The sequence below is a fragment of the Luteitalea sp. genome (assembly GCA_009377605.1).
In the GTDB taxonomy this organism is placed as follows: domain Bacteria; phylum Acidobacteriota; class Vicinamibacteria; order Vicinamibacterales; family Vicinamibacteraceae; genus WHTT01.
In genome coordinates this window covers 34,378-58,511 of record WHTT01000040.1, presented here as the reverse complement: position 1 = coordinate 58,511, position 24,134 = coordinate 34,378, and the positions used below count along the sequence as shown (strand labels likewise).

Genomic DNA, 24,134 nt, shown 5'->3' with positions numbered 1-24,134 from the left:
ACCAGCCAGTACTCATCGTCAGGCTGTCCCCATCCATGCTGGTTGAAGACGTGGCTCGGGTCGCACGGCACCATGCAGGGCCACGAGTCCGTCGCCACGTTGGGATGCCCACTGTATATCGGCCCGATGTTCACCCACGCGTGCACTTCGATTCCCCGCGCGTGTGCCTTCTCGATGAGGTCCTGCAGCGGGTCGAACCCCGGTGGCGGCACGTAGTTCTCCGCCCAGCCCTCGAGAGAGCGCGCATAGAGACTCTGAGCGTTGCGGCGCACCTGCGCCACGATCGTGTTGATGTTCGCCTGCCTGACGCGCGCGATCAGCGCATCCACTTCCTCGGGGCCGCGAAGCCCCGGGTTGAAGGAATCGACCCAGATCGCACGCACTTCTGGCTCGGTGGAAGGCAGCGGTGCTGCTGCGGGAACCGCAAGGACGAGCCCTGCGACTGACAGAGAAAGGAGCAAAGCGCGCATTGGCGTAGCCCTCCGTCTCGATGAATGGCCAATTGGTGGCTGCCACTATAAAGGAACCGCGCTACTTGCGGTAGACCTCCAGCTCATAGATTCTCGCCGCGACGAAGTCGGGGCTATGTGGCGTAGCGGCATCTCTCCCTCCCTCCGAGCGACTTGACGGCAGTTGTACCAATGCACTAGTATAATAGGTCACGTGAGTATCATCGCCATCGACGGCCGCGACCCAACGCCGATCTACGCGCAGCTCGAGCGCGGGCTGCGGGCGGCAATCGCCGCGGGCCGCCTGCGCCCCGGTGATCAACTACCGACCGTTCGGCAGCTCGCGGTGGATCTGCGCGTCAACGCGAACACGGTTGCGCGGGTGTACCTAGAGCTCGAGCGCGCCGGCGTCATCGAGACCCGGCGCGGCGTCGGGTCGTTCATCCGCGCTACGTCCTCGCAGGCGCACTCGCCGCGCGAGCGCGACCGTCGGCTGCGCGCGTTCGTTACCCGGGTGCTTGCCGACGCGGAGGCGGCGGGGTTCACCATTGGTGATGTGGTTTCAGCCCTGCGCGCGCATCATCCGTCGAGTCGTCATTCGTCCACAAGCTCAGCAGGCATCGAGTCCGGTCGTGGGCCGGCCGCGGCAGGACGCCGCGAGCGGGTCAGAGGCTGAAAAGAAGGAGGACGACATGGTCTCCATTGCTCTCGGTCGTCGGTCGGAAGACGCTCGCGTTCCCGCGTCACGCATCAACGTCGTAGGCGTGGCAATCCTGTTCTGCGCCATCGCGGTGGGCGCAGCCGGATGGATTGCGACAGCCGGTGTGCTGCCGCTCATCGCGATGATCGTCATCGGCATCCTCCTCATGCCGTCACCTCGCATTGCACAGCAGTGGGAGCGGGCCGTCGTCTTGCGGTTCGGACGCTTCGTCGGGTTACGTGGGCCCGGCTTGTTCTGGATCGCACCCTTCATCGACCGTGTGTCCACATGGATTGACCAGCGCACGATCACGACCAGCTTTGCGGCAGAGCAGACGCTCACGTCCGACACGGTGCCGGTGAACGTCGATGCCGTGCTCTTCTGGATGGTGCACGATGCGGAGAAGGCGGCGCTCGAGGTGCAGGACTATGCGCAGGCCGTGAGCTGGGCGGCGCAGACGGCGCTCCGAGACATCATCGGCCGCACGACGCTCAGCGAGCTGCTTCGCGGTCGCGAGCGCATCGAGGCCGAGCTGCAAGAGCTGATCGACCAGCGCTCGAATCCGTGGGGCGTCACCGTCTCGTCGGTCGAGATGCGCGATGTCGTCATCCCCGGCGCATTGCAGGATGCGATGTCGCGGGAAGCGCAGGCCGCACGTGAGAAGCAGGCCCGCATCATCCTCGGCCAAGCGGAGATGGAGATCGCGCGCTCCTTTCGCGAGGCGGCAAAGCTGTACCAGGACGACCCGACGGCGCTGCAACTGCGCGCGATGAACATCTTGTACGAAGGGTTGAAGGAGAAGGGCGCGCTGATGGTGGTTCCGAGTGCTGTCGTCGATTCCATGGGACTGGGTGGCGTGCTCGGGGCGAGCGCGCTCAGACAGGAGAAGATCACTGGCGGAGGCGGTTAGGTCAGGCGAATCGAGGCAGCATGACCAAACGCACTGTACGTGCGCCACGTGTCCCGCACGGGGTCCTCGTCACCAGAGTCGTGGTCGTTGCGGTCACGATGTCGGTCGTCGTCTGTCTCTGGAGCCAGCGGCCGGTAGCCCAGGCGCTTGGACCCACCGCGGGTCGCGCGCCAGAATTCGCCGTGGCCTCCGTTGAGCCGAGCAAATCCGGCGACACAGGGAAGGGAGCTACTCGCCTTCAAGCTGGCGGCCGCTTCACGGCAACCAACGTCACGCTGCGAACGCTGATCGAGACGGCGTATCAGCGACACGGCTTCGACCGTGTGGAGATCGCGGGCGGTCCGGTCTGGATCGACGCCGACCGGTTCGATGTCGTGGCCAAGGCGCCGAGCGAGCACGTCCTCGACCCTGATGGCTTCCCTCGCCAGACCTGGCGGATGTTGAGAATGCTTCTGGCAGACCGGTTCAAGCTCCGAGTGCACAAGGAGACCAAGGAGGTCCCGATCTACGCGCTCAGGATGGCGACGAGCGATGGCAAGCTCGGCCCGGGGCTGAGAAAGTCTGACACCGATTGCGTCGCATCAATGAAGGCAGAGATTGAAGGCCAGTGGCTCGGCAAGGGTCACCACTGCTATGTGCAGACACGCTACCCGTGCCGTCTTGGGGCGGGCGGCGTGACCATGCCCGTCGTGGCGAGTCTCTTATCCGAGTTGGTGGACCGAATGGTGGTTGATCAGACGGGGCTCGACGGCCACTTCGATCTAGAGTTGGAAGCCGTCGAGATCCGAGCATCGGCCGTTCAGGGACCGAGCTCGCGGCCGTCCAAGACGACTCAGTCAATCTTTGCCGCACTGCCACAACAGCTTGGCCTCAGACTCGTACCGATGATGGGGTCGGCTATGATCATTGTCGTCGATTCTGCGGTGAAGTCTTGGAGGGTGGAATGAGAAGCCCTTCCAACCACCGCATCGCGCCTGCGTCTCGTCTAAGAAAGAACGTGAGGGAATTATTTCATCACTTCCCATGTCCTATTTGCATGGACTCGTGCCCGGACCGCGTTCGGCACAATGTTTGTGCCATTAGAGAGGTGAGGGTCGTCGCCGAAGTCCTGAACGTGGAGTCGAAGACGTCCTAGAGCAGCGAATGATTTGAGGAGCTGGCATGCCCCAAGGGCTGACGTTCCGCAGCTTGCGTCTGCAGAACTGGAAGAATTTTTCTAGCGTTGATGTGGCCATCCAGAACCGGGTGTTTCTGGTGGGACCGAATGCCTCGGGGAAGTCGAACTTGCTCGATGCCTTTCGCTTTCTGAGAGATCTTGCGTCCTCGGGTGGAGGCTTTTACGAAGCGATCAGTCGACGAAATGGTGTCAGCGCGATTCGTTGTCTCGCTGCCAGACGGTACCCAGATGTCGAGATTCACGTCGGCCTTGAAGAAACCGAGGGGACACGTCGTTGGGAATACGAGCTGGCCTTCAATCAGGACAACCAACGTCGCCCACTACTGCGCCGAGAGCGCGTCCAGCGAGATGGTACAGAGCTCCTTGCTCGACCGAACGAAGACGATCATGCGGATCCCGCACGCTTGTCACAGACCTACCTCGAGCAAGTGAACGTCAATCGTGAGTTCCGCGACCTAGCAACGTTCTTTAACTCTATCCAATATTTGCATATCGTTCCGCAGTTGGTTCGAGAACCGGATCGCTCCGTCGGTCGCCCAAATGATCCGTTCGGCGGCGACTTCTTGGAGCAGGTAGCCAAAACGCAGGAGAGGACCCGGAACGCGCGGTTACGACGCATCCAAGAGGCGCTTCGCGTCGCGGTTCCACAGCTTCAAGAGGTCGCGCTGTGGCGTGATACACGCGGCACGCCGCATTTGCGGGGGAAATATCAGCATTGGCGTCCGCAGGGTGCCTGGCAGACTGAGGAGCAATTCTCAGACGGGACGCTCCGACTGATGGGGCTCCTCTGGGCGTCGATGGGAGAAGGACCCATGCTCCTCGAAGAGCCGGAGCTTTCGCTTCATCCCGAGCTCGTGCGCGTCCTGCCCCAGATGCTGGCGCGGGTCCAGCGCCGGACTGGGAGACAGATCTTCCTGAGCACGCACTCGCCAGATTTACTGCGTGATGAGGGAATTGGGCTCGACGAAGTGTTGCTCCTCGCTCCGGGTACGGAGGGCACGGACGTCACGCCAGCTGATTCGCACCAAGAGATCCGAGACTTACTGGAGGGTGGGCTGTCGCTTGCCGATGCCGTGATCCCGCGGACCCGGCCTGAGCACCCTGAGCAACTAGCCTTGTTCGCGGACGCATGAGTATCCAACGACCAGTAATGGTTTCGGCAGCCGTGGAGGGCATTGTAGACGAGGCAGTCGTGCGAAAGCTTGTTGCCCATGCCGGCGCCAGGACCGGTCCTGTGTACGGCAAGGATGGCAAGAATCTCTTGAAGCAACGGATCAATGGTTACAACAACGCCGCGCGACGATCGCCATGGATTGTGCTGGTTGACCTGGACCGTGATGCGGAGTGTGCACCGCCCCTGCGCGAAGCCTGGCTGCCTCAGACGGCGCGGTACTTATGCTTCCGAATTGCCGTGCGTGAAGTCGAAGCCTGGTTGATGGCGGATCCGGAAACACTGGCCGGGTTCTTGCGTGTGGCGATTAAGTGCATACCGACCGCACCCGAACAGCTGGAGAATCCAAAGGAAGCCATGGTAAACCTGGCGCGTGACTCACGACGCCGGGACATTCGCGCCGACATGGTGCCGCGCCAGGGGAGTGGGCGGACAGTGGGACCCGCATACACGTCGAGGCTCGTCGAGTACGTTGAGAGCGATTGGCGCCCGGAGGTCGCGGCGCAGCATGCAGCGAGCCTGCAAGGGGCGCTCGCCTGTTTACGGGGCCTTATCGAGACGACCGCAACGTCGTTTGAGGGGCCGGCGGACTCCGAGTAAACTGTCTGGCCGTTTATCCGTGTACCCTGTCATGCGTGAGCCATCGACGGTCGATCTCTATCCGCCCGCACGTTTCACCGGGGCCTGCCTGATCATCGCGCCGTTGCTCTTCGCCTCCTCGACCTTCCTCTGGTCCGATGGCGAATACGGCATCTATGGCGGCGCCGTGTTGGCGGTGGCCATGGTCTTCTGGATCCCGGCATTCATTGCCCTCTTCGGTCTCCTGCGGAGCCGAATGCCGCGCTACGCGACGTGGGCGCTGCTGCCGGCCTGGTACGGCTGCGTGAGCGGCAGTCTCTTTGGATTCCAGGGCATTTACTCGGCAGCGTTTGCCATTGGTAACGAGATGGAGCGCGCCGCGTACAGCGAGTACCCGCTTGCGTTCAACCTGACCCTCTTCTGGCCAGGTCCGCTGTTCCCGCTGAGCCTCACGCTGCTCGGCCTCTGCCTGCTCTGGAAACGGGCCGCGCCAGCGTGGGCTGCCGTGCTGCTCTGCCTCAGCGGCATCGCGTTTCCCGTGAGCCGGATCGCCAGAATCGAATGGGTGGCGCACCTGTCGGACGCGCTTCTGTTGCTTCCTTCGCTGTACCTTGGCTGGCAGATCCTTCGCAAGCAAGAGACGTGAATCGAGCGATCGAGCACAATTCCATGTCGAGACTCACGGTGGAAGCCCTGCCTTGCCCATGTGATACTCGACGGTACAGCTTATGAGAACGCGCAAGACTCGATCCGACGTAGAAGATTCAAACCCAGACCACCGGCCGCCGTCAGTCTTCCCGATCGCGCCGCCAATCGAACCGATGCTGGCAAAGCTGGCGGACGCTCTTCCCACCGGGGAACCATTTCTGTACGAGCCCAAGTGGGACGGGTTTCGGGCAATCGTCTTTCGCAGCGGCTCCGACCTCTTCATCCAGAGCCGAGACCTCCGGCCGCTCGACCGGTACTTTCCAGAGCTTCACGACGCCCTGCTTGCGGGTCTGCCGGATGCCTGTGTGGTCGATGGCGAGATCGTGATCGTCACGCCCGCCGGGCTGGACTTCGATGCGCTCCAACTTCGGCTCCATCCCGCCGAGTCACGTGTTGCCAAGCTGGCAAAAGAAACGCCAGCAGCCTTCGTGGCGTTCGACCTGATCGCAATCGAGGGCCGCGACCTGCGCACCGTGCCACAAGGTGAGCGGCGTCTCCTGCTCGAACGGGCATTTGCCGACACGAGGCCGCCAATCTATCTGACGCCCATGACGCGGGATCCGGCAACGGCGTCGGAATGGCTGTCGCGCTTCGAGGGAGCGGGCCTCGATGGCGTGATCGCCAAGCCTGAGCAAGGGACGTACGAGCCAGGCAAACGGGCAATGCTCAAGATCAAGCACGCTCGCACGGCCGACTGCGTCGTCGCCGGCTTTCGCTGGCACAAAGCCGGCAAAGACGAACGCGTCGGCTCGCTGCTGCTCGGGCTGTACGACGACCACGGCCGCCTGCAGCACGTCGGCGTCACGTCGTCGTTCACGATGACGATGAGGAAGACGCTGGCGGCGGAGCTGGCGCCGCTCAGGGAGCGCGCGCTGGAGGGGCATCCGTGGCGGGAGTGGGCGGACGCTCAGAGCAGCATGACCTCGCGGATGCCGGGTGGTCAGAGCCGCTGGAGTGCGGGAAAGGATCTGTCGTGGGAGCCGCTGCGCGTGGAGCGCGTCTGCGAGGTGAAGTACGACCACCTACAGGGCAGCCGCTTCCGGCATGCGGCGGTGTTCCTGCGATGGCGGCCCGACAAATCGCCGAAGGACTGCCGCTACGATCAGCTGGAGATCACGACTCCTTACGAGCTCGAGAAGGTCTTCGGCGCGGCGCGCCCTTCGTCGTGATCGGATCGGTACCGGCGGTGTCCGCGCCGGCAGGCGCCGTCTGCTTGCGCGCTTGCCGCCACTTCTTCCACTCGGCGCGTTGTTCGTCGGTCCACTCGGGCCAGCCGGTCTCGCCGGAGTCTGGATCGAGCGCTTCCTGTGGCGGGCGCAGCTCCACCGGGACGTGCTGCAGGTTCACGCGGATCCGTGTCCACGTGCGATAGCGGCCCCGCATGGCGTCGACGAGCACGTCCGCAGGCGCGAGGTGGGCGGCTGCCTCGGGATGCCGGGCGCGCCAGCGATCGAGGCCGGCAAGCGCCTCCTCCTTGCGCTGTGCGCGGCCGATCTCAATCAACGGATGCGCCTCGGTGCGGCGTCGCCGGGATGGCTGCACGCGCGGCGGCTCGCCGCGCTGCTTGCGATAGTGCGGCGGCCAGGGCGCGTCGCCGAGCCCCTCCTTCTCGTGACGCGCGGCGAGATCCAGCAGGCGCAGCAGCGAGCACGGGCGGCGTTCCATCTCTCTGTGGCGATCGCCCAGCTCGGCGAAGCGCGCGGGCATCGTACGAAGCGTGAAGTCCTGCGGCTCGCAGGCGTCGACCTCGTCCCAGACGAGCGGCGCGGAGGCGCGCGCGTCAGCGGTCGGCCGCACGGAGTACGCGCCGGCGATGGTGCGGTCCTTCGCGTTCTGGTTGTAGTCGATGAAGACGCCGTGCCGCTCTTCTTTCCACCACTTGCTGGTTGCGAGGCTCGGTGCGCGGCGCTCGACCTCGCGCGCCAGCGCGAGCGCGGCGCGGCGTACCTCGTCGAACCTCCACTGCCGCTCGATACGTACATAAACGTGCATTCCGCGCGAGCCGGATGTCTTGGGCCAGCCGGTGAGGTCGAAGTCCTCCAGCGTGGCCTGGACGATCCGCGCAACCTCGCGGATCTGCGTCCACGGGACGCCGGGCACGGGATCGAGATCGACGCGCAGCTCGTCTGGATGATCCAGATCGTCCGCGCGGACGGGATGCGGGTGCAGCTCGAGGCAGGCGAGGTTCGCCATCCAGACGAGCGAGGCGGCGTCGTGCGGCACGACCTCTTCGGCGTCGCGCCCAGAGGGAAACTTCAGCGCGACGACGTCGACCCAATCAGGCCGCGACGGCGGCGCTCGCTTCTGATAGAAGAACTCTCCATCGATACCGTTCGGATAGCGGACGAGCACGTTGGGCCGGCCGCCCACGGCTCTCAGCGCGCCGTCGGCGACGGCGAGGTAGTAGTGGACGAGGTCCAGCTTCGTATAGCCCGCTTCGGGGAACAGCACCTTACGCGGGTTGGAGATAGTCACCTCGCGGCCGGCGACGACCAGAAGCTCCCGTTCGGTGCTGCTCGGCATGGGATCGATCGCCTCTGAGGATATCGGAAAAAGGAACCGGAAAAAGGGGCCTGTCCCTTTTTCCGGTTACGATAGATGTTTCGTCTTCAGCCGCCGTCACGGGATCGTTACATCGCCCCCCGTTACATAGCCATGTCCCGCTGGAAACCGCTTGCGTTCGGCCTCATCCAGATCGTCCTGGCGCTCTCGGCCGCGCTGGCCTTCGAGTCCGTCTACAAGATCGAGGTTCGGCCGCGGCCACCGGACCCACTCCCGTCGCAGGCGGCCGCCGCTAACGCCAGAACCGAGCCGGATCATCGGCAAGCCCTCTCGCTGCGGCTCGTCGACAGCGGCGGCGTTGGCATCCCACTGACAGGCGACTGGGGCGAGGACTACTCGCACGACCTTCGCGTCTTCCGCGAGGTCATTCTCGAAGAATCACCATACGTGGACCGGGCGGCCTACCGGCGTGTCGATCGCCAATGGCGCGCCTACGTCGAGCGCATGCGCGCGTACGGCAACAACGCCATCGTCATTCCCCTCCTGCTGGAGCTGACTGACTTCGATCACGTGTACGAGGCGAATGGCGGCCACGCCATTTACGACGAGGACAGCCGGTTCCGAGCGCGGCACGCGGCGGTGCGCCATCATTTCGCCCCACTCCTCGAGTGGACGAATCAGCAGGGTATGCAGCCGTTCCTCGGTACCGACATGTTGACCTTGACACCACCCCTGCTTCGTCATCTGCGCGATCTCGCGCCCGATACGAGCGCAGTGGGGATCGATACATCGGATCCCGCAGTATGGGAGGTGTATCGGGCGGGGCTCGAAGAGCTCTTCGACCAGTTGCCTTCCATTGCAGGCCTCGTGATACGCATCGGCGAGGGCGGCAGCCTCTATCACACCGAGGATTGGCCGTATCGAAGCGAGCCGGCCGTGCGAGACGCCGCCAGTCTGCAAGCGATGCTGCGGGGGCTGCTGCCGGTCTTCGAGGCGCGCGGCAAGACGCTCGTGCTTCGCACCTGGTCGGTCGGCGTCGGCGAGCTGGGCCGCCTGCATGTCGATCCAAAGGTCTACGAGACGGTGCTCGGGGAGATCGATTCGCCGGCCTTGATCGTGTCGACCAAGTACACGGCCGGTGATTTCTTCAGCTACCTTCCGCTCAATCCGACGCTCGCTGGCGGGCGCCATCGGCGTCTCGTCGAGCTGCAGGCGAGACCGGAGTTCGAAGGCTTTGGTGCGTTTCCAAATTTCCTCGGCGAGGAGTACGCGCGGGCGCTGCGGACCCTCATGGCGGCGAATCCGCGAATCGTCGGCACGTATCTGTGGCCGCAGTTCGGTGGACCGCTGCGCGCCGGGCCACGATCGCTCTACCCGCTGCACGGATTCTGGCAGTGGACCGACGCCAATGTTTTCGTGGCCTCGCGCTTGGCGGTCGCCCCGGAGACCGACGTGGGCCAGCCCCTGCGGCAATGGGCGGCGGCGACGTTTGGCGACGATCCAACGGTTGTCAGCGCCGTCACGCGCCTGTTGATTCGGACGCGAAAGGCGGTGCTCGAAGGCTTTTACATTCGTCCCTTTGCCGAGCGCGAAGTGCACGTTCCAGGGCTCGAGCTGCCGCCGCTGATGTGGATTTTCGAATGGGACATGGTCGGCGGCTGGCACAGCCTCCTGAGCATCGTGTATCGCGGCACCCGCGGACGTATCGAAGCCGCCATCGGGGAGGGTAACGCCGCCGCACTCGAGGTGCGGCGGGCGCGGCAGCAGCTGCAGGAAGCGCTCACGGTCCATGGCGCGGATTCGTGCACCGCGGTCTGCGAGGAGGCGCTTCGCTCGCTCGAGTATCAAGAAACGCTGTTCGATGTCCTGGCGGCGTGGCGGCAGGCGTTTCTCAGTTACTATCACTGGATCGAAACGGGCGACAGCGCCGCCTGGACCGACTGGGTTGCTGGCCGCGAACGGTTCGAGATCGCGGCCGCAACGCACATCGCACGCTTCGGTGACGATCGAGACTTCCCGGCCTTCGACCTCACATCCTCGGCCCAAGCGGTGACCTTCGGAGGGCGCGCCGTCTGGGTGCAGCGCGCTGCCGCTGGACTGCTGATTGCCATGGTCATCCTGCTTGGCATCGGCAGCCCGCTCGGGCGGACGCGCCGCGTGACGAGCGGTGGCGGCTGGCTCGCGCGCGTCGGACGAGTGGCGTGGACGGCGGCGGCGACGCCATGGCGTCTGGCACGCGAGCCGCGGGATCTGCGCTCGTCGGTTGCCGTGGCCACACTCGGTCTCGTGCTCGTTGGGTTCCTCGTCGGGGCGCTGACTGGCTTTGCTTCGGTGTCGATTGGCGCTCGGTCGCTCCTCTTGATCGGCGTTGTCGGGCTCACATTCGAGACCACGGCGATAGGCATCGCGGGCCGCGAGGGACGCGGCCGCTTGCTGGTCGCCGCAGTGGGACCGCTGATTCCAGGCGTGATCGTCTTGCTGGGGCTCATCGCATACCGCGGCCCGCTGGCGTTCTGGTACTGGTTCTGGATGGTGCCTGTCTTCAGGGTGAGCGTCCTGACAATCGTGCTCGCGATGCTGCTATGGACGGGGTATGCCATGCTAGCCGCACGTACAGCGGATGCGTGGCGTGGCCGCGTTGGCGGATCGTTGGCGGCGGCTGGCGCAGGGCTTCTCACGCTCGCGGTGTTGCTGCCCAACTGGGTGGACGTCTTGCGCTTCCTGGATCGACCGCTCAACGTTGCGCCAGCCACCGAGACGATGTTGTTTGCACTGCAGACGTACGCCGGTGTGAACCTCGATGCTGGTCGTCTGCCTTGGGTGCTCGGTACACTGCTCTTGGTCGGCGGCTACGCGCTCAGCGCACGGGCGACGCGGCGTCTCGCTTGACACAGCTGGCTCGTCACGGTGAGGAGCAGCTAGTAGGAGGAGCCTTGGACATGACTCCGTCGGAGCGCGAGAAGGTCGTCTCGCTGCTCGAACGATCACAACAGCAATTCTTCGAGCTCGTCGAGGGTGTCACACCGCCACAGTGGAACTGCCATGCGGCGCCGGACTGTTGGTCTCTCGGTGAAGTGGCCGCGCATCTGTTGCAGACGGAGACCGTGCTCTTGGATGCGATTCAGCAGATGCTCGCGAGCCCGCCCGATCCCGAGTGGGCGGCCCGCACTGCAGGTCGGGCGGAGGTCGTGGAAAGCGCGCTGGCGGATCGATCTCACAGAGCTCGCTCGCCAGAGTTTCTCTTGCCGCAGGAGGTCCCGCCACTCGCCGAAGTGCTGACGGGCTACGAACAGGCTCGCGCGCGAACCCTCGCGTTTGCGCGCGACATCGATGCGCCGCTGCACACGCACACGTTCCCCAATCCCTTCTTCGGAATCTTGAACGCGTATCAGTGGCTCCTCTACATTCCGCTGCACAATCTCAGGCACAACCAGCAGATCGTGGAGATCAAGAACGCCCCTGGCTTTCCAAGGACGTAAAACGGGGACAGCCCCCGTTTTCCGCATGTCGGAAAACGGGGGCTGTCCCCGTTTTCACGTGCCGCGTTGTGCGCCGTCCCGCACGTTACAATGGGCAACCTGTTGGCGATTCAGCCCTTTGAGCGGGTATCAGGAGGCGCTCACATCATGAGCAAGGCGATACGCATTCACGAGCACGGCGGGCCCGACGTGCTCCGTTACGAAGATGTGGCCGTGGGCGCACCTGGCCCCGGGGAAATTCGCGTTCGCCATACCGCGGTCGGGCTCAATTTCATCGACGTCTATCATCGGGCTGGCCTGTATCCGCTGGCGCTGCCGGCGACGCTTGGCATGGAGGCCGCCGGGGTTGTCGAAGCCGTGGGCGGCGATGTCACGGATGTAAAGGAGGGCGACCGTGTGGCGTATGCCACACAGCCTCTGGGCGCGTACTCCGAGATGCGGCTGATGCCGGCGGGCAGGGTCGTCAAGCTGCCGGATGGCATCGACGACCGCACGGCTGCTGCGATGATGCTGCAGGGCATGACAGCGGAATACCTGATCCGCCGGACCTACAAGGTCACGGCAGGGGAACCCGTCCTGTTCCATGCGGCTGCCGGAGGTGTGGGGTTGATTGCCTGCCAGTGGTTGAAGCATCTTGGCGCGACGGTGATCGGCACCGTGGGCTCGGCCGAGAAGGCGAAGCTGGCCAAGGAGCACGGCTGCGATCATGTCATCAACTATCGGGAGGAGAGCTTCACCCAGCGCGTGAAGGAGATCACGGGCGGCGACGGGGTTCCAGTTGTCTACGACTCTGTGGGCAAGGACACCTGGGACGGTTCCCTTGACTGTCTGCGGCCATTCGGCCTGATGGTCAGCTACGGCAATTCGTCCGGAGCTGTACCGCCGGTCAATTTGGGTATTCTGGGAGCGAAAGGCTCGCTCTACGTGACCCGGCCGACGATCATGACGTACACGGCCAAGCGTGAAGACCTGACAGCCAGTGCCCAGGCACTCTTCGAGGTCGTACTGTCGGGCGCTGTCAAGGTCGCGATCAACCAGACCTATCCGTTGGCCGAGGCGGCGCAGGCGCACCGCGACCTGGAAGCGCGCAAGACGACCGGGTCGACCATCTTGTTACCGTCTGTATGACCGCCCGCAAACTCGAGAGCGCTTGGTGACGGTCGACTATCAGCGCGAGCCGAACCTCGATCCGGACGAGTTCATAGCTGTCCTCGTGCGTTCGACGCTTGCCGAGCGGCGGCCCGTCGATCGACCTGATGTGATCCGCGCAATGCTGAAGCACGCCGACATCATCGTCACTGCGCGGGTGAGCGGTCACTTGGTCGGTGTATCACGCGCCATCAGTGATTTCAGCTATTGCACGTATCTGTCGGATCTCGCGGTGGATCAGACACACCAGGGACACGGCATCGGTCGTGAGCTGATTCGGCGGACGCATGAGGCCAGCGGCCTGCACACGCAACTCATCCTCCTCGCCGCACCGAAGGTACGCACTTATTACCCGCACATCGGCATGCAGCAGCACGACTCCTGCTGGGTCATTCCCCGTCAGCAAACAGACGAGTGAGTAGGGGAGAGCGCCCTACTCGGCGCGCAGGACTTCGACTGGGCTCACTGACGCAGCGCGGCGAGCAGGGATGTAACTGGCGAGCAGGGCCGAGAGGATCAGCACTGCGGCGGCGGTGGTCAACGTCGGCAGGTCCCAGGACTGAACGCCAAAGAACAGGTTACGCATCAGCGTGGCCGTGCCCACTGCACAGATCAGTCCCACGCCAGTCCCGACGGCCACCAGCCTAGCAGCGTCTCCTAACACGAGCTGATACACTGACCGACGCTGCGCACCGAGCGCCATGCGGACACCGATCTCGCGGGTTCTCAGGCCAACCGAGTACGCCACGACGCCGTAGAGCCCGACGACGCTCAGCAGAAACGCTACTCCCGCAAAGCCGCCAATCAGCCACGCCGAAGAGCGGTGCAGGGATGCCGCCGGCGACGTCCTTATTCCTTCCACCATCGTCGTTGGTCTGCCCACGAGAAGATCGGGCCGCACCTCGTGTATCGCGGCAAGAAGCGACGGGAATACGCTCCGCCCGGTCTGTGACGTGCGAACGACGAGGCCAAAATCCACGTAGTTGAACGGAACGTACCCGGCTGGGTGCGCTGGCGTCTGCGGCGGCCCCTCCTTGATGTCCGCCACGATTCCGATAATCTCTCTTGGCGCCGACGTACGACCGCCAATGGCAATCGACCTTCCGATGGGATCCTCGCCTCGAAAATACCGTCGCACCGCGGTCTCGTTGATGATGATTGGAAGACGCGTCGAGCCAGCATCGTTGTCTGTTGGGGCGTCGGCGACTTCCGCGTAGGTGAAGTGGCGGCCCCGCAGTAGTCTGGCCTGCAGCGCCGTGAAATAGCCCGCGCTGACACGCCGCACTGGCCAGGACTCCTTGAGCTGATCCTGCTCGGGGCGACCTGGGATCCAGAAGGTGGACGATGGTGCCAGAACACTCAGCGGCAACATATCGGCGTAGCCGACCGCCGCGACGCCCGGCAGGGCCGACACGCGATCCGCAACCTGTCGCGCTAGCAGGCCGGGCTGCTCCGCCTTTGCGCTCGTTGACTTCGCCGTACTTGACCCAGAGCGGACGGACGCGACACTGACCCCAAGCGAGGCGAGGTGCCGTGTATTGAACCCCGTATCGACGTGAAGCAGCCGATCGAGGCTCTTGCCTAGGAGTCCAGCAGTCACGAGCAAGATCAGGGCGACCGCGAGCTCGGCGACGACAAGATGCGATCCCAGGCGCCGCCACGTCGTCCCTGCAGCGCCACGACCGCCTTCCTTCAGTCCCACGAGTCTCTCGGACATCGAGATGCGCACGACGGGCGTGACGGCGAACACGACAGCGGCGACTAGGGAGACCGCGCAGGCAAACGCGACTACACGAAGGTTCAAGCCGACCTCCTGGAGGTACGGCATGTTGCTGATCATGTCGGTGCTGAGGAGGCTTCTCAAGAATCGCATACCCCACGCAGCCAGGAGCAGCCCGCACGCGCTACCAGCAACGACGAGTACCAGCGCTTCCGCCGCGAATTGCAGAACCAACCGCGCAGACGAGGCACCAAGCGCGTTGCGGACTGCGATCTCGCGCGTGCGGCTATCGGAGCGGACCAGCAGCAAGCTCACGATGTTGATACAAGAGATTAGGAGCACCAACCCTGCGCCGGCCAGGAACGTCAGCAGGATGGGTCGAACGTCGCCAATCATCACCTCGCGTAGAGGCACGAGCTTTGCAATCTCAGGATCCGCATGCTGGTCGGGATACTGACGTCGTAGCTGCTCGACGATGGCCGTGAGGCTTGCTGACGCCGTTTGCGGCGAGACGCCATCGGCTAGCCGCGCAACGGTCTCCAAGCTTTGGCAGCTCGGCACGTCCCAGCACGCTTGGCGCCCTCGGATCGTCGCCCAGAAGTCCGCATGCGAGGCCATCGGGAAATGAAAGTCTCGCGGCAGCACGCCGATCACGACGTGCTGCTCGCCGTCAGAGAGCCAGTCCGACTGCAGCGTCACGGTCTGCCCAAGCACGTCCCGCCTCCCGCCGAAACGCGTCTGCCACGTGCTGTAGGAGAGCACCACCGTCGCGGGCGCGGCGGGCCCCTCCTCGTCTCGGTGGAATTCGCGTCCGAGGACAGGCGTCACGCCCAGCGTGCGAAAGAATCCGGCGGTTACTCTGAGGCCGGGCACGCGCTGGGGTCCGGCGGGCGTGGCCAAGGTAAAGCCCGCACGGACGTCGTAGGCAGCAATCGCGCTGAACGCGTGGTTGCGTTCTCGCCAATCGAGGAAGTTCAGGTAGGAGACAGAGCCTCGAGCCTGGCCTTGCGCGGTTTCCGGGCGCGTGCTGAAGGCGGTGACCAGTCGGGACGGTTCCTGATACGGCAGCGGCTTGATCAGGGCAGCATCGACGAAGCCAAAAATGGCCACGTTTGCCGCAATGCCGAGCGCCAGTACGAGGATGGCCGTATATGCGAACCCGCGATGCTTCGAGAGCTGACGAACGGCGAATCGGAGGTCGTGAACCCGATGCTCGATGAAGCTCACCCGACGCATGTCGCGACACTCCTCCATGCTCTTCGCGATCGGACCCAGGCTGCGCCGGGCGGAGAGACGTGCCTTTTCCGGCGTCAGCCCCGCGGCAAGGCGCTCCTCGACCTCGCGCTCCAGGTGGTATCGCAGCTCCTCATCGAGCTCCTGCTCGACGCGCGCCTTGAGGAACAACGAGCGCAGGCGAAGACCTAGCCTCGTGAGCGGGTACGGCATCTGCGGACTCCTGTCCCCTCAGTTACCGACACTACTATGTCCCATCTGGCGTCGAAGCGCAAGATCCGAGCAGGAAGATGGCGGAGTGGATCCCCCGCCGTTCACTGCGCGCGGAGAGAGAGCATGGGATCTGTGCGCGCGGCTCGTCGCGCGGGTACGTAACAGGCGAGGAACGCCACGCCAACTAGCAGACCTGGCACGAGCGTGAGCGTCGCGGTATCGGTGCCGGATACCTCTTCGACCATGGTGTGACGCACGAGTTGCGCCCGCGATGCTCCGATGGCCGCGCGAAGGGCGATCTCAGTCACGACGGCGGCTGCTGTGAACGCCGGCGCACGGCGCAGCGACCGCGCAGCATACCGGACGTCCTGCCATAGGCGTTCGACCATTGTGCCCGCTCCGTTCTGGTCCTGATTCTAGATCTGCTTGGGGAGGGCGACGTCGAAATGGTAACCGGAGGGAAACCTCGACGTGCCAGTGACGGGTATCCCTCTAGCCCTCGTTACCGCGTTCGGCAGGAGAGTGGATAGTAGCTTCAGATTGGGGTCACTCATGTCGCCCCGTCTGGCCCTAGGAGAGGTCGCCCTTTCCCCAATGCTCAATCGACTCGAGCAGTTCCGCTGTTACGTGCGCCGAGCCAAGAAGATCCACAGGTGGCTCGTTGTGGAATCGAGCGTCCGGCGTTTCGAGCCATCCCACAATGTCCTCCGGATCGCGCACGCGCTCCACCGCGCGGACCACCGCGCTGAGACCGGCACCTGGCTCGACATCGCCGTTCTCCCAACGTGTTACGGTTCCAAGCATTGTCATAGCTCCCGACCTGGAGCTCCGCATCAGGTGTCGTTGTAGCAGGTCAGGTCGTCCGAGGCCAAGAATCCGCTCTGCGAGACGTCTGGGTTCGTGAGCGTTGCGCGTTAGCACTGCTTTGTCAGATCCGATAATTCATTCCGGACACACCAAGAAATCCCACTGTTGCCGGTCTCCGTGTGGACGTCGTCTTCCGCGAGCGACATCGCGACCGCCCCTTCGCGGAAACGGCCCGTGGGACGGCCACGGGGCGATCTCGGAGCACGTCGAGCGCGTAGTCCAAGTCGAGCCGTTCGCCGAACCAGTCGGGGGTGGCCGTGTGGGCGCCAATGCCGATGCCCGCGGCCGTTAACCGCGCGGTGCTGGGCGCGAGTGGGTCTTCAACCTCGCCGCCCTGGGTGTTCCATCTGGGTGCGGGCGGTGCGGCCGGCAGCGGCCGGCCATCGGGTCTGCACACGGCGACCGTCCCATCCGGAGCCCGCGTGAGCGTGAAGCCTTCCTCGTGCACCGCTCGATGATGTCGTTTGCAGAGCAAGCAGAGATTGGTCAGCCGCGTAGCCCCTCCGTCAGCCCAGTGCTGCACATGGTGTGCGTCACAGTGCCGCGCCGTGCAGCCGGGAAACTGGCAGTGACGATGCCGAGCCGCGAGCGCCCGGCGAATCGCTGGCGGGATCGTCCGCTGCTTCCGTCCGACATCGAGCACGGTGCCGTCTGGCGTATGCCGCATCACCACCGTCGCCGCATCGCAGGCAATCCGTCGCGACGTTTCCGCTGAAACGTGCGCCCCGTCCACATCCTCCAGCACTGCCTGGCCCGCGTCGGACGCAACCGCCTCCCCGTCGGCCGCTTTCAGCGTGACCTCGTCGACGTGGAGCACCACCTGGTACCGATCGCCCGCCGTCCCGCGATCCAGATCGCTCGCGAGCGCACTCTCGGCCAGCAGGCCAAGCGCGTCCGCGCGGCGTTGGGCCGGGCTGACCTCCGCCGTGCCATCGTCGCGCGGTCATCTCGTCTCGAGCCAATGGCCGCCTTGAGATATGAATGACGTCCCGATGTACCCAGAAGGGCTGGGACTGGCAAAAGGAACCGGTACCCGGTTCCTTTTGCCAGTTTCCCGGAGCTTGATTTGTAACAGTGATGCGCTAGACTCGCTAGGTGATCGCGGCAGAGCGCTTCCGAGCAGCGTTCGCCGCCTGAGCAGGCGCGCATGCCGGTGCTCCGACGGCGGATGAAACACCTACAGAACACCAGCATCAATCCTCTGTTCACGCGCAGGGGGAGGACATCATGGCCGTAGCCAAGAAAGCTGTTCCAGACGGCTATCACACCGTCACACCTTCACTCACCTTGGAGAACGCCGCGCAGGCTATCGATTGGTACAAGGAAGGCCTCGGCGCCGCCGAAGTCTCGCGTGCCACAGGCGCTTCCGGCGAGATCATGCACGCCGAGATCGAGATCGGCAACTCGCGCGTCATGGTGCAGGACCCCATGATGGGCGGTAAAGGGCCAAAGACCATTGGTGGGTCACCCGCGAGCCTCTGGGTCTACGTCGAGGATTGCGACGCCCTGTTCAACCGGGCCGTGGGCGCTGGCGCCGAGGTGCTATACCCGGTGACCGACCACTTCTGGGGTGATCGCTGCGGATCCGTGAAAGACCCTCACGGCTATACGTGGACGTTCGCGACACACAAAGAGGACCTGACGCCGGAAGAGTTACAGCAGCGGCAGGCGGAGTTCATGAAGCAGTTCGCCCAGCCGTCCCAGCCGTCCTAGGCGAAGATAGTAAAGAAACGGGGACAGCCCGGGCTGTCCCCGTTTTCCTCGCGCATCAGATGGTCCAGAATATTGCTCAGCATTCGTGGTATGACTGGAAGTGACATGCCAAGCCTGCCAGACCGAGAGCGATGTGCGTGACCCGTCTCCTCAGCGGCGCAATAGCCGTGTGCGCGATGGCCGGCCTCGTCGCGGCGCAGCAACAACAGGCCCCAGTCTTTCGCACCACGGGCGATGTCGTCCGTGTCTTCGTCACAGTGACCGACCGGGACGGCCGGCTCGTCACCACCCTTGCGCGCGAGGACTTCGAAGTGCGCGACGAGGGAGACCCGCAGCCGATCTCCCTGTTCGATAACAGCCCGCAACCGATCCGGCTGATCGTCATGTTGGACGTCTCAGGCAGCATGGCGGGCAATCTGCGCCTCCTGCGGGAAGCCTCCGAGGAGCTCATCGTGCGCCTACGGCCCCAGGACGTTGCGGCCATCGGCACATTCGGGCGCGAGATAGCAATCAGCCCGAAGTTCACGCAGGACGCCGCAGCTCTACGCGCATCGTTGCCGACCTCTATCGAGCCGGACGCCCCGACGCCGCTCTGGCAGGCGCTGGAACAGGCGATGGACGCCTTCGATGAGGATGCCGACGAGCGTCGTGTCATCCTGGTCTTGAGCGACGGCAAGGACACGGGACCGGCGTCGTTTGGGCAGCGGTATGTCACGCAGGTCGAGGTCATCGATCGCTCGCGGGAAGACGATGTGATGATCTACGCCATCGGACTGCGCAGCCGTGGTGGCAGGCCGGCGATGACGCCCGGGCTGGGGCGTGGTGGTCTGGCGGGGATGTTGACGGCCGATCTGCCGGATCCGGGTCTATCGCGCGCCGCGCTCGAGACCGGCGGCGGCTATACGGAGATCCGGCTGGGTGAGGACCTGGGCGCCGCGTTCGCGCGCGTCGCGGACGAGCTACACAGCCAGTACCTGCTCGGCTTCGCGCCGCCGAAGCGCGACGGCAAGGTTCACGACATCGATGTGCGCATCTCGAAGCGAGGGATGGAGCCGCGGGCGAGAAAGAGCTACGTGGCGCCGAGCAAGGGCTAGAAACGGGGACAGCCCCCGTTTTACGAAATGCGTAAAACGGGGGCTGTCCCCGTTTTTCACGTTCGGGCTTCCAGTGCCTGCTTGACGCGCTCGGGTGTGAACGGCACCTGCCGGATCCGCGCGCCGGTGGCGTCGAAGATCGCGTTGCCAACCGCAGCAGCGACAACGGTGATCGACGTTTCGCCCGCGCTCCATGCCTCGGCGTCGGGACGGTCGATGAGGATGCTCTCCACGGTTGGCACGTCGAACCCGAGCGGCAGGCTGTGGTACGTCCGCCAGTCGATCGACGTGACCTTCTTCTCATCCCACGTGACCTCTTCACCGAGCGCACGGCTCAAGCCCTGAAGTGCGCCGCCTTCGATCTGGTTCCGCACCCCGTCCGGGTTCGACACCGGCCCGCAGTCGAGCGCGACGACAAGACGCTTCGCCGCCACGCTTCCGGTCGTCTGATCGACCTCGATTTCAGCCACCATCGCGCAGTAGCCGTTGTCGCCCTCGTACAGGACACATGCGATGCCCCGGCCACGAGCGACGCCCATTCGGCCAACGTCCGGTCTCGGGGATGGACGCGCATCCCAGCCCGCTGCCTTCGCCGCGGCGTTCACGACGTTGCTGAGGCGTTCATCCTGGAGATGCCGCAGCCGATATGCCACCGGGTCCGCCTTGACCGCGCGCCGCCACTTCGTCCATGAAGCTCTCGTGCGCGAACGTATTCTGCAGACGCGACGGCGATCGCAGTGGCCCGGTGAAGAGCGGTGACCCGACGCTATGCGTGAGGACCCGCTCGCTCTTGACACGACCGGTGCCTCCGCACGTGCCTCCGACGCAGCCAGCTGCATAGGAGGGCACCGCGTTGCTGCCGTTGCGGAAGCGCTCCGGATCGGTCGCGCGCTGTGCTGTCACCACATTGGGCTCGAATCCAACCAGTGCGCCGGTGACAACGTTGCCGGGGCGCTCTCCGCCAGGCCGGCCGCCAAGGCGCGGAGACCACGACTCGTGATCCCAGGCGACGATCGCACCATCCGCATCGACACCGACCCGCTGGTCGATCACATAGGCAGACCCGAAGTTCTCCCACGCCATCTCGTCCATCCGTGAGAGCAGCACACGGACCGGCTTACCCGCCGCTTGCGAGAGGAGCGCCGCATCATACGACACAGCGTCCGCGCCGTTGAGACCGTAACAACCGGCGCCGCGTGTGAAGACCACGCGAATGTTCTCAACCGGTCGACTCAACAACATCGCCGTGCTGCTCCGCAGGGCATACACCGACTGCGTCGTGGACCAGATCGTCACCATGGGATCCTGCACGTCGGCGACGGCGCAGGACGCGCCGATGGAGCCGTGCATCTGGAACGGATGCAGATACGTTGCGTCGAGGACCGTCGTCGCCCGTGCGAGCGTCTCGTCGACATCCTTGGAGCTCACGACGAATCCGTCTCGCGATGGCGTTGCGTTGCGTAGACGCTCGAGATAATCACGCTGGCTCGGCAGGCCGCTCCCAGGTGTCCACGTGACCTTCAACGCTTTCGCTGCCTGAATCGCCTGCCATTCCCTCTCCGCAACGACACCAACGAAGCTCTTGTTGACGACAACCGTGACGAGCCCCGGCAGGTCGCGGACGGAGCTCTCGTCGACCTCGACCAGCGTGGCGCCGACAGCCGGCGGCCTGACCACGCGGCCGTGCAGCATGCCAGGCACGCGCACGTTGTGGACGTACTCGAGCTGCCCGGTCACCATCGCCGGCATGTCCACACGCGGCACCGACGTGCCGAGGATCTTCCACTCGCCTGGCGGCTTGCGCTTCGCGGTGTTGCTGAGTGGAATCTCGAACTTTCGTCCCGCGACGAGCTCTCCGTAGCTCACCCGCTTCGAAGAGTCGGCTTTCGCGCTGACGAGGCCGTCGGCCACCGCGAGTTGGTCCACCGGCACCGCAAGCTGTTTCGCCGCCAGTCGTAGAAGCGTTTCTCGAGCCGTCGCTCCAGCGAGCGCGAGGTTGCGGTCGTTGAAGTTGGTTGGCGTGGATCGACTTCCAGAGGTGCCACCCTGGTCGGGCGAGAGCGACGTGTCGCATTGGATCAGCCGCACACGACTGAGCGGCACGTCGAGCTCCTCGGCGATGAGCTGCGTCTGCACCGTGTAGATGCCTTGGCCCAGCTCGCACTTGCCCGTGTACGCCGTGACGGTGCCGTCGGCCGCGACAGCGATCCAGGAATCGAGCTGCTCGGGGTCGATCTCCTGGCCGGGAGTGTCTGACGGTCCCTGAGCAACAACGACTCGCTCGACGAGCGGCGCGGCAGTGAAGCTCACCACGAGCGCGCCCGCCCCCTTCAAGAAACGGCGGCGCGACAACCCCGCACGCTTCAGCGCCTCGAGCGCATCCGCCGTCATCGTCATACCGCCTCCGCCTGATATCGCTTGATGGCCCGAAACATCCGGGTGTGCGCGAAACAGCGGCACAGCACATTCGACAGCGCTTGCCGGAGCTCCGCCTCGCTGGCTTTCGGGTGCTGATCGAGGAACGCCTTGGCCGTGAGAATCACGCCGCTCAGGCAGAAACCGCACTGCGCCGCCTGCTCGTCGATGAACGCCTGCTGAATCGGGTGCGGCTTCTCGACGGTTCCCAGCCCTTCCAGCGTGGTGATCGGCACCGCGCTCACCTTACTGATGGGTGTCATGCATGAGCGAATGGCGCGTCCACCGGCGATGACCGTGCATGCTCCGCACTGGCCCAGACCGCAGCCGAACTTCGGTCCGCGAAGCTGGAGATCATCGGTGAGAACGTATAACTATGGCGTCGCGGGATCGGCCTCGACGGTCTGGCGACGGCCGTTGACCATCAGAGCAACTGAGCTCATCGGCGTACTCCTCGGCAGGGTACAGGCAGTCTGACACAAACGCCGCGTCGCTTCAAAGTATGTCCTGCTGCCTATCCCGGTGCCCGCTTGACCTCCTGCGGGCAGACGATGTTATCGTCGTCGTCGCAACGATCCTGGACGGGTAGGCTGGGCGTCGGGCGGCCGCTGAAAGGGCGGCGCATCAAGGAAGGAGGTCATGAGATGGGCATATTCGACACGGTAGATATCGATGGACACGACGGAGAGCACGGCGATCCCGACTACCGGTGGACGCAGTTTCGCATTCGCTTCAGGAATGGTCATGTTCAAGACATTCGCGAGATATGCGAGCGTCCGATGTTGTCCGACTCGTCGCAGAGCGTGGACGATGAAGATGGGCCCGCCGCGAACAGTGGCGCCTGACTCTATCCGTGGCTGGATGCCGGTTATGGCACAAGAGCTGTGCCGAGGTCGTTCCAGAACGAGTCTTTGTCACACCGTATACGATCTCTGCTAGCCGAGCGCGCTCTGCCGTTGATCCTCCAGGGCTGAGTCTCGATCGCTATAATGTGCGGGCGCCCGTAGCTCGAGCAGAGACAGCCCCTTCCACCGTGAGCGCCGCGACACACTCGATGGATCAGCCACTCATCATCTGGTGCAACGTCCCGTTCGGCCCTGCTGCGTCGTCTCGTCGTCAGCTGCTGGTTGACGCCGTCGCCGGTCATACCCTGCATCTGGTCGACGGTGCGACATCGTCGGAGCTCTCGCGATCGTGGCTCGACCAGGCGTCCATCGTGTTCGGACAGCCGCCGGTCGACGCGCTGCTCGCGAGTCATCGGATTCGCTGGGTCGAGATCGCGAGCGCCGGCTATGAAGCCTACGACCGCGCCGACCTGCGGGCGGCCCTGACGAGCAGGGCCGTGCCCATGACCAACGTCGGCGGCGTCTATGCCGACGCGTGCGCGCAGCACACGCTGGCAATGATGCTCGCGGCCAACCGCGCATTGCCGGCCGCGATGGACGCCCAGCGCGATCGCCGCTGGACATTCGCGGAGCTGCGGCCCCGCATGCGGCAGCTGTCGCAACAACGCGTGCTGATCCTCGGCTGGGGTCATATCGCGCGCCGCCTTGCCGAGCTCTTGGCGCCGTTCGACCTCCATCTCACCGCCGTTCGACGGCGAGTCGTGGGTGACGAGCCGGTGCGCATCATCACCGTTGATGCCCTCGACGCCGAGCTTGCCCGCACCGATCACCTCGTCAACCTGCTGCCGGGCGGCGCCGACACGGCACGGTTCGTCAATGCCCCACGTCTCGCGCAGCTTCCCTCGGGCGCGCGGTTCTACAACGTGGGCCGCGGTTCCACGGTGGACCAGGATGCGCTCATCGCTGCGCTGGACAGTGGACACCTTGATGCCGCGTGGCTGGACGTCACAGATCCCGAACCGCTGCCTCCTGACCATCCTCTATGGCGCACGGCCGGCTGCTACATCACGCCCCACTTGGCCGGCGGCCAGGCCGATGAGCGGGGACACCAGGTTCGACACTTCCTGGGCAACCTCGAACGGTTCACCAGCGGGCGCACGCTGATCGACCGCATCTGGTGACCTTTGTGAGGACCCTCGGGCAAGGTGCC

The 24,134-nt window shown here is 64.6% G+C and carries 22 protein-coding genes and 1 pseudogene; 14 read left to right on the top strand and 9 right to left on the bottom strand.

Annotated elements, in window-relative coordinates:
* Positions 1-470: family 10 glycosylhydrolase (locus tag GEV06_14855; protein ID MPZ19174.1), on the bottom strand; the 470-nt coding region annotated here is incomplete at its 3' end.
* A 199-nt stretch (positions 471-669) separates the two neighbouring features.
* Between GEV06_14855 and GEV06_14850 the strand changes: the two genes are divergently transcribed.
* The 7 genes from GEV06_14850 to GEV06_14820 all read left to right on the top strand — a co-directional run bounded on the left by GEV06_14850 (position 670) and on the right by GEV06_14820 (position 6,863).
* Positions 670-1,125 (top strand): GntR family transcriptional regulator, encoded by a 456-nt coding sequence (locus GEV06_14850; GenBank protein ID MPZ19173.1) that lies wholly within the window; start codon positions 670-672, stop codon positions 1,123-1,125.
* A 16-nt stretch (positions 1,126-1,141) separates the two neighbouring features.
* Complete coding sequence (locus GEV06_14845; GenBank protein MPZ19172.1) at positions 1,142-2,059, top strand: slipin family protein; 918 nt, start codon at positions 1,142-1,144, stop codon at positions 2,057-2,059.
* Positions 2,060-2,079: 20 nt separating this feature from the next.
* Complete coding sequence (locus GEV06_14840; protein MPZ19171.1) at positions 2,080-3,006, top strand: TIGR03435 family protein; 927 nt, start codon at positions 2,080-2,082, stop codon at positions 3,004-3,006.
* Between the two features lie 214 nt (positions 3,007-3,220).
* The gene (locus GEV06_14835; GenBank protein MPZ19170.1) at positions 3,221-4,369 is read left to right on the top strand and encodes an AAA family ATPase; all 1,149 of its coding nucleotides are present in this window, start codon (positions 3,221-3,223) and stop codon (positions 4,367-4,369) included.
* Complete coding sequence (locus GEV06_14830) at positions 4,366-5,007, top strand: DUF4276 family protein (protein ID MPZ19169.1); 642 nt, start codon at positions 4,366-4,368, stop codon at positions 5,005-5,007. The genes GEV06_14835 and GEV06_14830 overlap by 4 nt, the downstream gene beginning before the upstream one ends.
* 31 nt (positions 5,008-5,038) lie before the next feature.
* On the top strand, positions 5,039-5,632 hold the full coding sequence (locus GEV06_14825; protein MPZ19168.1) for a hypothetical protein: 594 nt from the start codon (positions 5,039-5,041) through the stop codon (positions 5,630-5,632).
* Positions 5,633-5,714: 82 nt separating this feature from the next.
* Entirely contained in the window at positions 5,715-6,863 is a 1,149-nt protein-coding gene (locus tag GEV06_14820) for an ATP-dependent DNA ligase (GenBank protein MPZ19167.1), read from the top strand.
* Here the strand turns inward: GEV06_14820 and GEV06_14815 are convergent.
* Complete coding sequence (locus GEV06_14815; GenBank protein MPZ19166.1) at positions 6,808-8,217, bottom strand: DNA primase; 1,410 nt, start codon at positions 8,215-8,217, stop codon at positions 6,808-6,810. The genes GEV06_14820 and GEV06_14815 overlap by 56 nt on opposite strands.
* A 2,201-nt stretch (positions 8,218-10,418) precedes the next feature.
* On the opposite strand from GEV06_14815, the gene GEV06_14810 reads away from it, so the two are divergent.
* The 3 genes from GEV06_14810 to GEV06_14800 all read left to right on the top strand — a co-directional run bounded on the left by GEV06_14810 (position 10,419) and on the right by GEV06_14800 (position 13,242).
* Positions 10,419-11,675, top strand: a complete 1,257-nt coding sequence (locus GEV06_14810) for a hypothetical protein (protein ID MPZ19165.1) — start codon at positions 10,419-10,421, stop codon at positions 11,673-11,675.
* Positions 11,676-11,822: 147 nt separating this feature from the next.
* Positions 11,823-12,803: an NADPH:quinone reductase gene (locus GEV06_14805; protein ID MPZ19164.1), complete on the top strand. Its 981-nt coding sequence runs from the start codon at positions 11,823-11,825 to the stop codon at positions 12,801-12,803.
* A gap of 25 nt (positions 12,804-12,828) precedes the next feature.
* The gene (locus GEV06_14800; GenBank protein MPZ19163.1) at positions 12,829-13,242 is read left to right on the top strand and encodes a GNAT family N-acetyltransferase; all 414 of its coding nucleotides are present in this window, start codon (positions 12,829-12,831) and stop codon (positions 13,240-13,242) included.
* 15 nt (positions 13,243-13,257) lie between these two features.
* On the opposite strand, the gene GEV06_14795 is transcribed toward GEV06_14800, so the two are convergent.
* The 4 genes from GEV06_14795 to GEV06_14780 all read right to left on the bottom strand — a co-directional run bounded on the left by GEV06_14795 (position 13,258) and on the right by GEV06_14780 (position 17,740).
* Entirely contained in the window at positions 13,258-15,990 is a 2,733-nt protein-coding gene (locus tag GEV06_14795) for an FtsX-like permease family protein (GenBank protein MPZ19162.1), read from the bottom strand.
* A 101-nt stretch (positions 15,991-16,091) separates the two neighbouring features.
* Positions 16,092-16,379, bottom strand: coding sequence for a hypothetical protein (locus tag GEV06_14790; protein MPZ19161.1), 288 nt, complete (start codon positions 16,377-16,379; stop codon positions 16,092-16,094).
* 181 nt (positions 16,380-16,560) lie between these two features.
* A complete protein-coding gene (locus tag GEV06_14785) occupies positions 16,561-16,794 on the bottom strand; it encodes a hypothetical protein (protein ID MPZ19160.1) in 234 nt (77 codons plus the stop codon).
* A 124-nt stretch (positions 16,795-16,918) separates the two neighbouring features.
* Positions 16,919-17,740 (bottom strand): DUF222 domain-containing protein, encoded by an 822-nt coding sequence (locus GEV06_14780; GenBank protein MPZ19159.1) that lies wholly within the window; start codon positions 17,738-17,740, stop codon positions 16,919-16,921.
* A 344-nt stretch (positions 17,741-18,084) separates the two neighbouring features.
* On the opposite strand from GEV06_14780, the gene GEV06_14775 reads away from it, so the two are divergent.
* Both GEV06_14775 and GEV06_14770 read left to right on the top strand, forming a co-directional pair.
* The gene (locus tag GEV06_14775) at positions 18,085-18,570 is read left to right on the top strand and encodes a VOC family protein (protein MPZ19158.1); all 486 of its coding nucleotides are present in this window, start codon (positions 18,085-18,087) and stop codon (positions 18,568-18,570) included.
* A gap of 131 nt (positions 18,571-18,701) precedes the next feature.
* Positions 18,702-19,664, top strand: a complete 963-nt coding sequence (locus GEV06_14770) for a VWA domain-containing protein (protein ID MPZ19157.1) — start codon at positions 18,702-18,704, stop codon at positions 19,662-19,664.
* A gap of 56 nt (positions 19,665-19,720) precedes the next feature.
* Here the strand turns inward: GEV06_14770 and GEV06_14765 are convergent, their stop codons facing one another.
* The 3 genes and pseudogenes from GEV06_14765 to GEV06_14755 all read right to left on the bottom strand — a co-directional run bounded on the left by GEV06_14765 (position 19,721) and on the right by GEV06_14755 (position 22,522).
* On the bottom strand, positions 19,721-20,503 hold the full coding sequence (locus GEV06_14765; GenBank protein MPZ19156.1) for a molybdopterin-dependent oxidoreductase: 783 nt from the start codon (positions 20,501-20,503) through the stop codon (positions 19,721-19,723).
* Positions 20,286-22,061 carry a molybdopterin-dependent oxidoreductase gene (locus tag GEV06_14760; protein ID MPZ19155.1) on the bottom strand — a complete coding sequence of 592 codons (1,776 nt, stop codon included), beginning with the start codon at positions 22,059-22,061 and terminating at the stop codon, positions 20,286-20,288. Before GEV06_14760 ends, GEV06_14765 begins: the two co-directional genes overlap by 218 nt.
* A pseudogene (locus GEV06_14755) lies at positions 22,058-22,522 on the bottom strand (2Fe-2S iron-sulfur cluster binding domain-containing protein). Before GEV06_14755 ends, GEV06_14760 begins: the two are co-directional and overlap by 4 nt.
* Before the next feature lie 201 nt (positions 22,523-22,723).
* Here GEV06_14755 and GEV06_14750 point away from each other — a divergent pair.
* Together GEV06_14750 and GEV06_14745 are read left to right on the top strand one after the other, a co-directional pair.
* Positions 22,724-22,924, top strand: coding sequence for a hypothetical protein (locus GEV06_14750; GenBank protein ID MPZ19154.1), 201 nt, complete (start codon positions 22,724-22,726; stop codon positions 22,922-22,924).
* A gap of 188 nt (positions 22,925-23,112) precedes the next feature.
* Entirely contained in the window at positions 23,113-24,105 is a 993-nt protein-coding gene (locus tag GEV06_14745) for a D-2-hydroxyacid dehydrogenase (GenBank protein ID MPZ19153.1), read from the top strand.
* The last annotated feature ends 29 nt before the right edge of the window (positions 24,106-24,134 follow it).

Excerpts from the sequence above, each read along its gene's own strand:
- GEV06_14845 (MPZ19172.1), top strand. The coding sequence starts at position 1,142 with ATGGTCTCCATTGCTCTCGGTCGTCGGTCGGAAGACGCTCGCGTTCCC.
- GEV06_14840 (MPZ19171.1), top strand. The coding sequence starts at position 2,080 with ATGACCAAACGCACTGTACGTGCGCCACGTGTCCCGCACGGGGTCCTC.
- GEV06_14835 (MPZ19170.1), top strand. The coding sequence starts at position 3,221 with ATGCCCCAAGGGCTGACGTTCCGCAGCTTGCGTCTGCAGAACTGGAAG.
- GEV06_14830 (MPZ19169.1), top strand. The coding sequence starts at position 4,366 with ATGAGTATCCAACGACCAGTAATGGTTTCGGCAGCCGTGGAGGGCATT.
- GEV06_14825 (MPZ19168.1), top strand. The coding sequence starts at position 5,039 with ATGCGTGAGCCATCGACGGTCGATCTCTATCCGCCCGCACGTTTCACC.
- GEV06_14820 (MPZ19167.1), top strand. The coding sequence starts at position 5,715 with ATGAGAACGCGCAAGACTCGATCCGACGTAGAAGATTCAAACCCAGAC.
- GEV06_14815 (MPZ19166.1), bottom strand. The coding sequence starts at position 8,217 with ATGCCGAGCAGCACCGAACGGGAGCTTCTGGTCGTCGCCGGCCGCGAG.
- GEV06_14810 (MPZ19165.1), top strand. The coding sequence starts at position 10,419 with ATGGCGTCTGGCACGCGAGCCGCGGGATCTGCGCTCGTCGGTTGCCGT.
- GEV06_14805 (MPZ19164.1), top strand. The coding sequence starts at position 11,823 with ATGAGCAAGGCGATACGCATTCACGAGCACGGCGGGCCCGACGTGCTC.
- GEV06_14795 (MPZ19162.1), bottom strand. The coding sequence starts at position 15,990 with ATGCCGTACCCGCTCACGAGGCTAGGTCTTCGCCTGCGCTCGTTGTTC.
- GEV06_14790 (MPZ19161.1), bottom strand. The coding sequence starts at position 16,379 with ATGGTCGAACGCCTATGGCAGGACGTCCGGTATGCTGCGCGGTCGCTG.
- GEV06_14785 (MPZ19160.1), bottom strand. The coding sequence starts at position 16,794 with ATGCTTGGAACCGTAACACGTTGGGAGAACGGCGATGTCGAGCCAGGT.
- GEV06_14775 (MPZ19158.1), top strand. The coding sequence starts at position 18,085 with ATGGCCGTAGCCAAGAAAGCTGTTCCAGACGGCTATCACACCGTCACA.
- GEV06_14770 (MPZ19157.1), top strand. The coding sequence starts at position 18,702 with ATGTGCGTGACCCGTCTCCTCAGCGGCGCAATAGCCGTGTGCGCGATG.
- GEV06_14765 (MPZ19156.1), bottom strand. The coding sequence starts at position 20,503 with ATGCAGCTGGCTGCGTCGGAGGCACGTGCGGAGGCACCGGTCGTGTCA.
- GEV06_14760 (MPZ19155.1), bottom strand. The coding sequence starts at position 22,061 with ATGACGATGACGGCGGATGCGCTCGAGGCGCTGAAGCGTGCGGGGTTG.
- GEV06_14750 (MPZ19154.1), top strand. The coding sequence starts at position 22,724 with ATGGGCATATTCGACACGGTAGATATCGATGGACACGACGGAGAGCAC.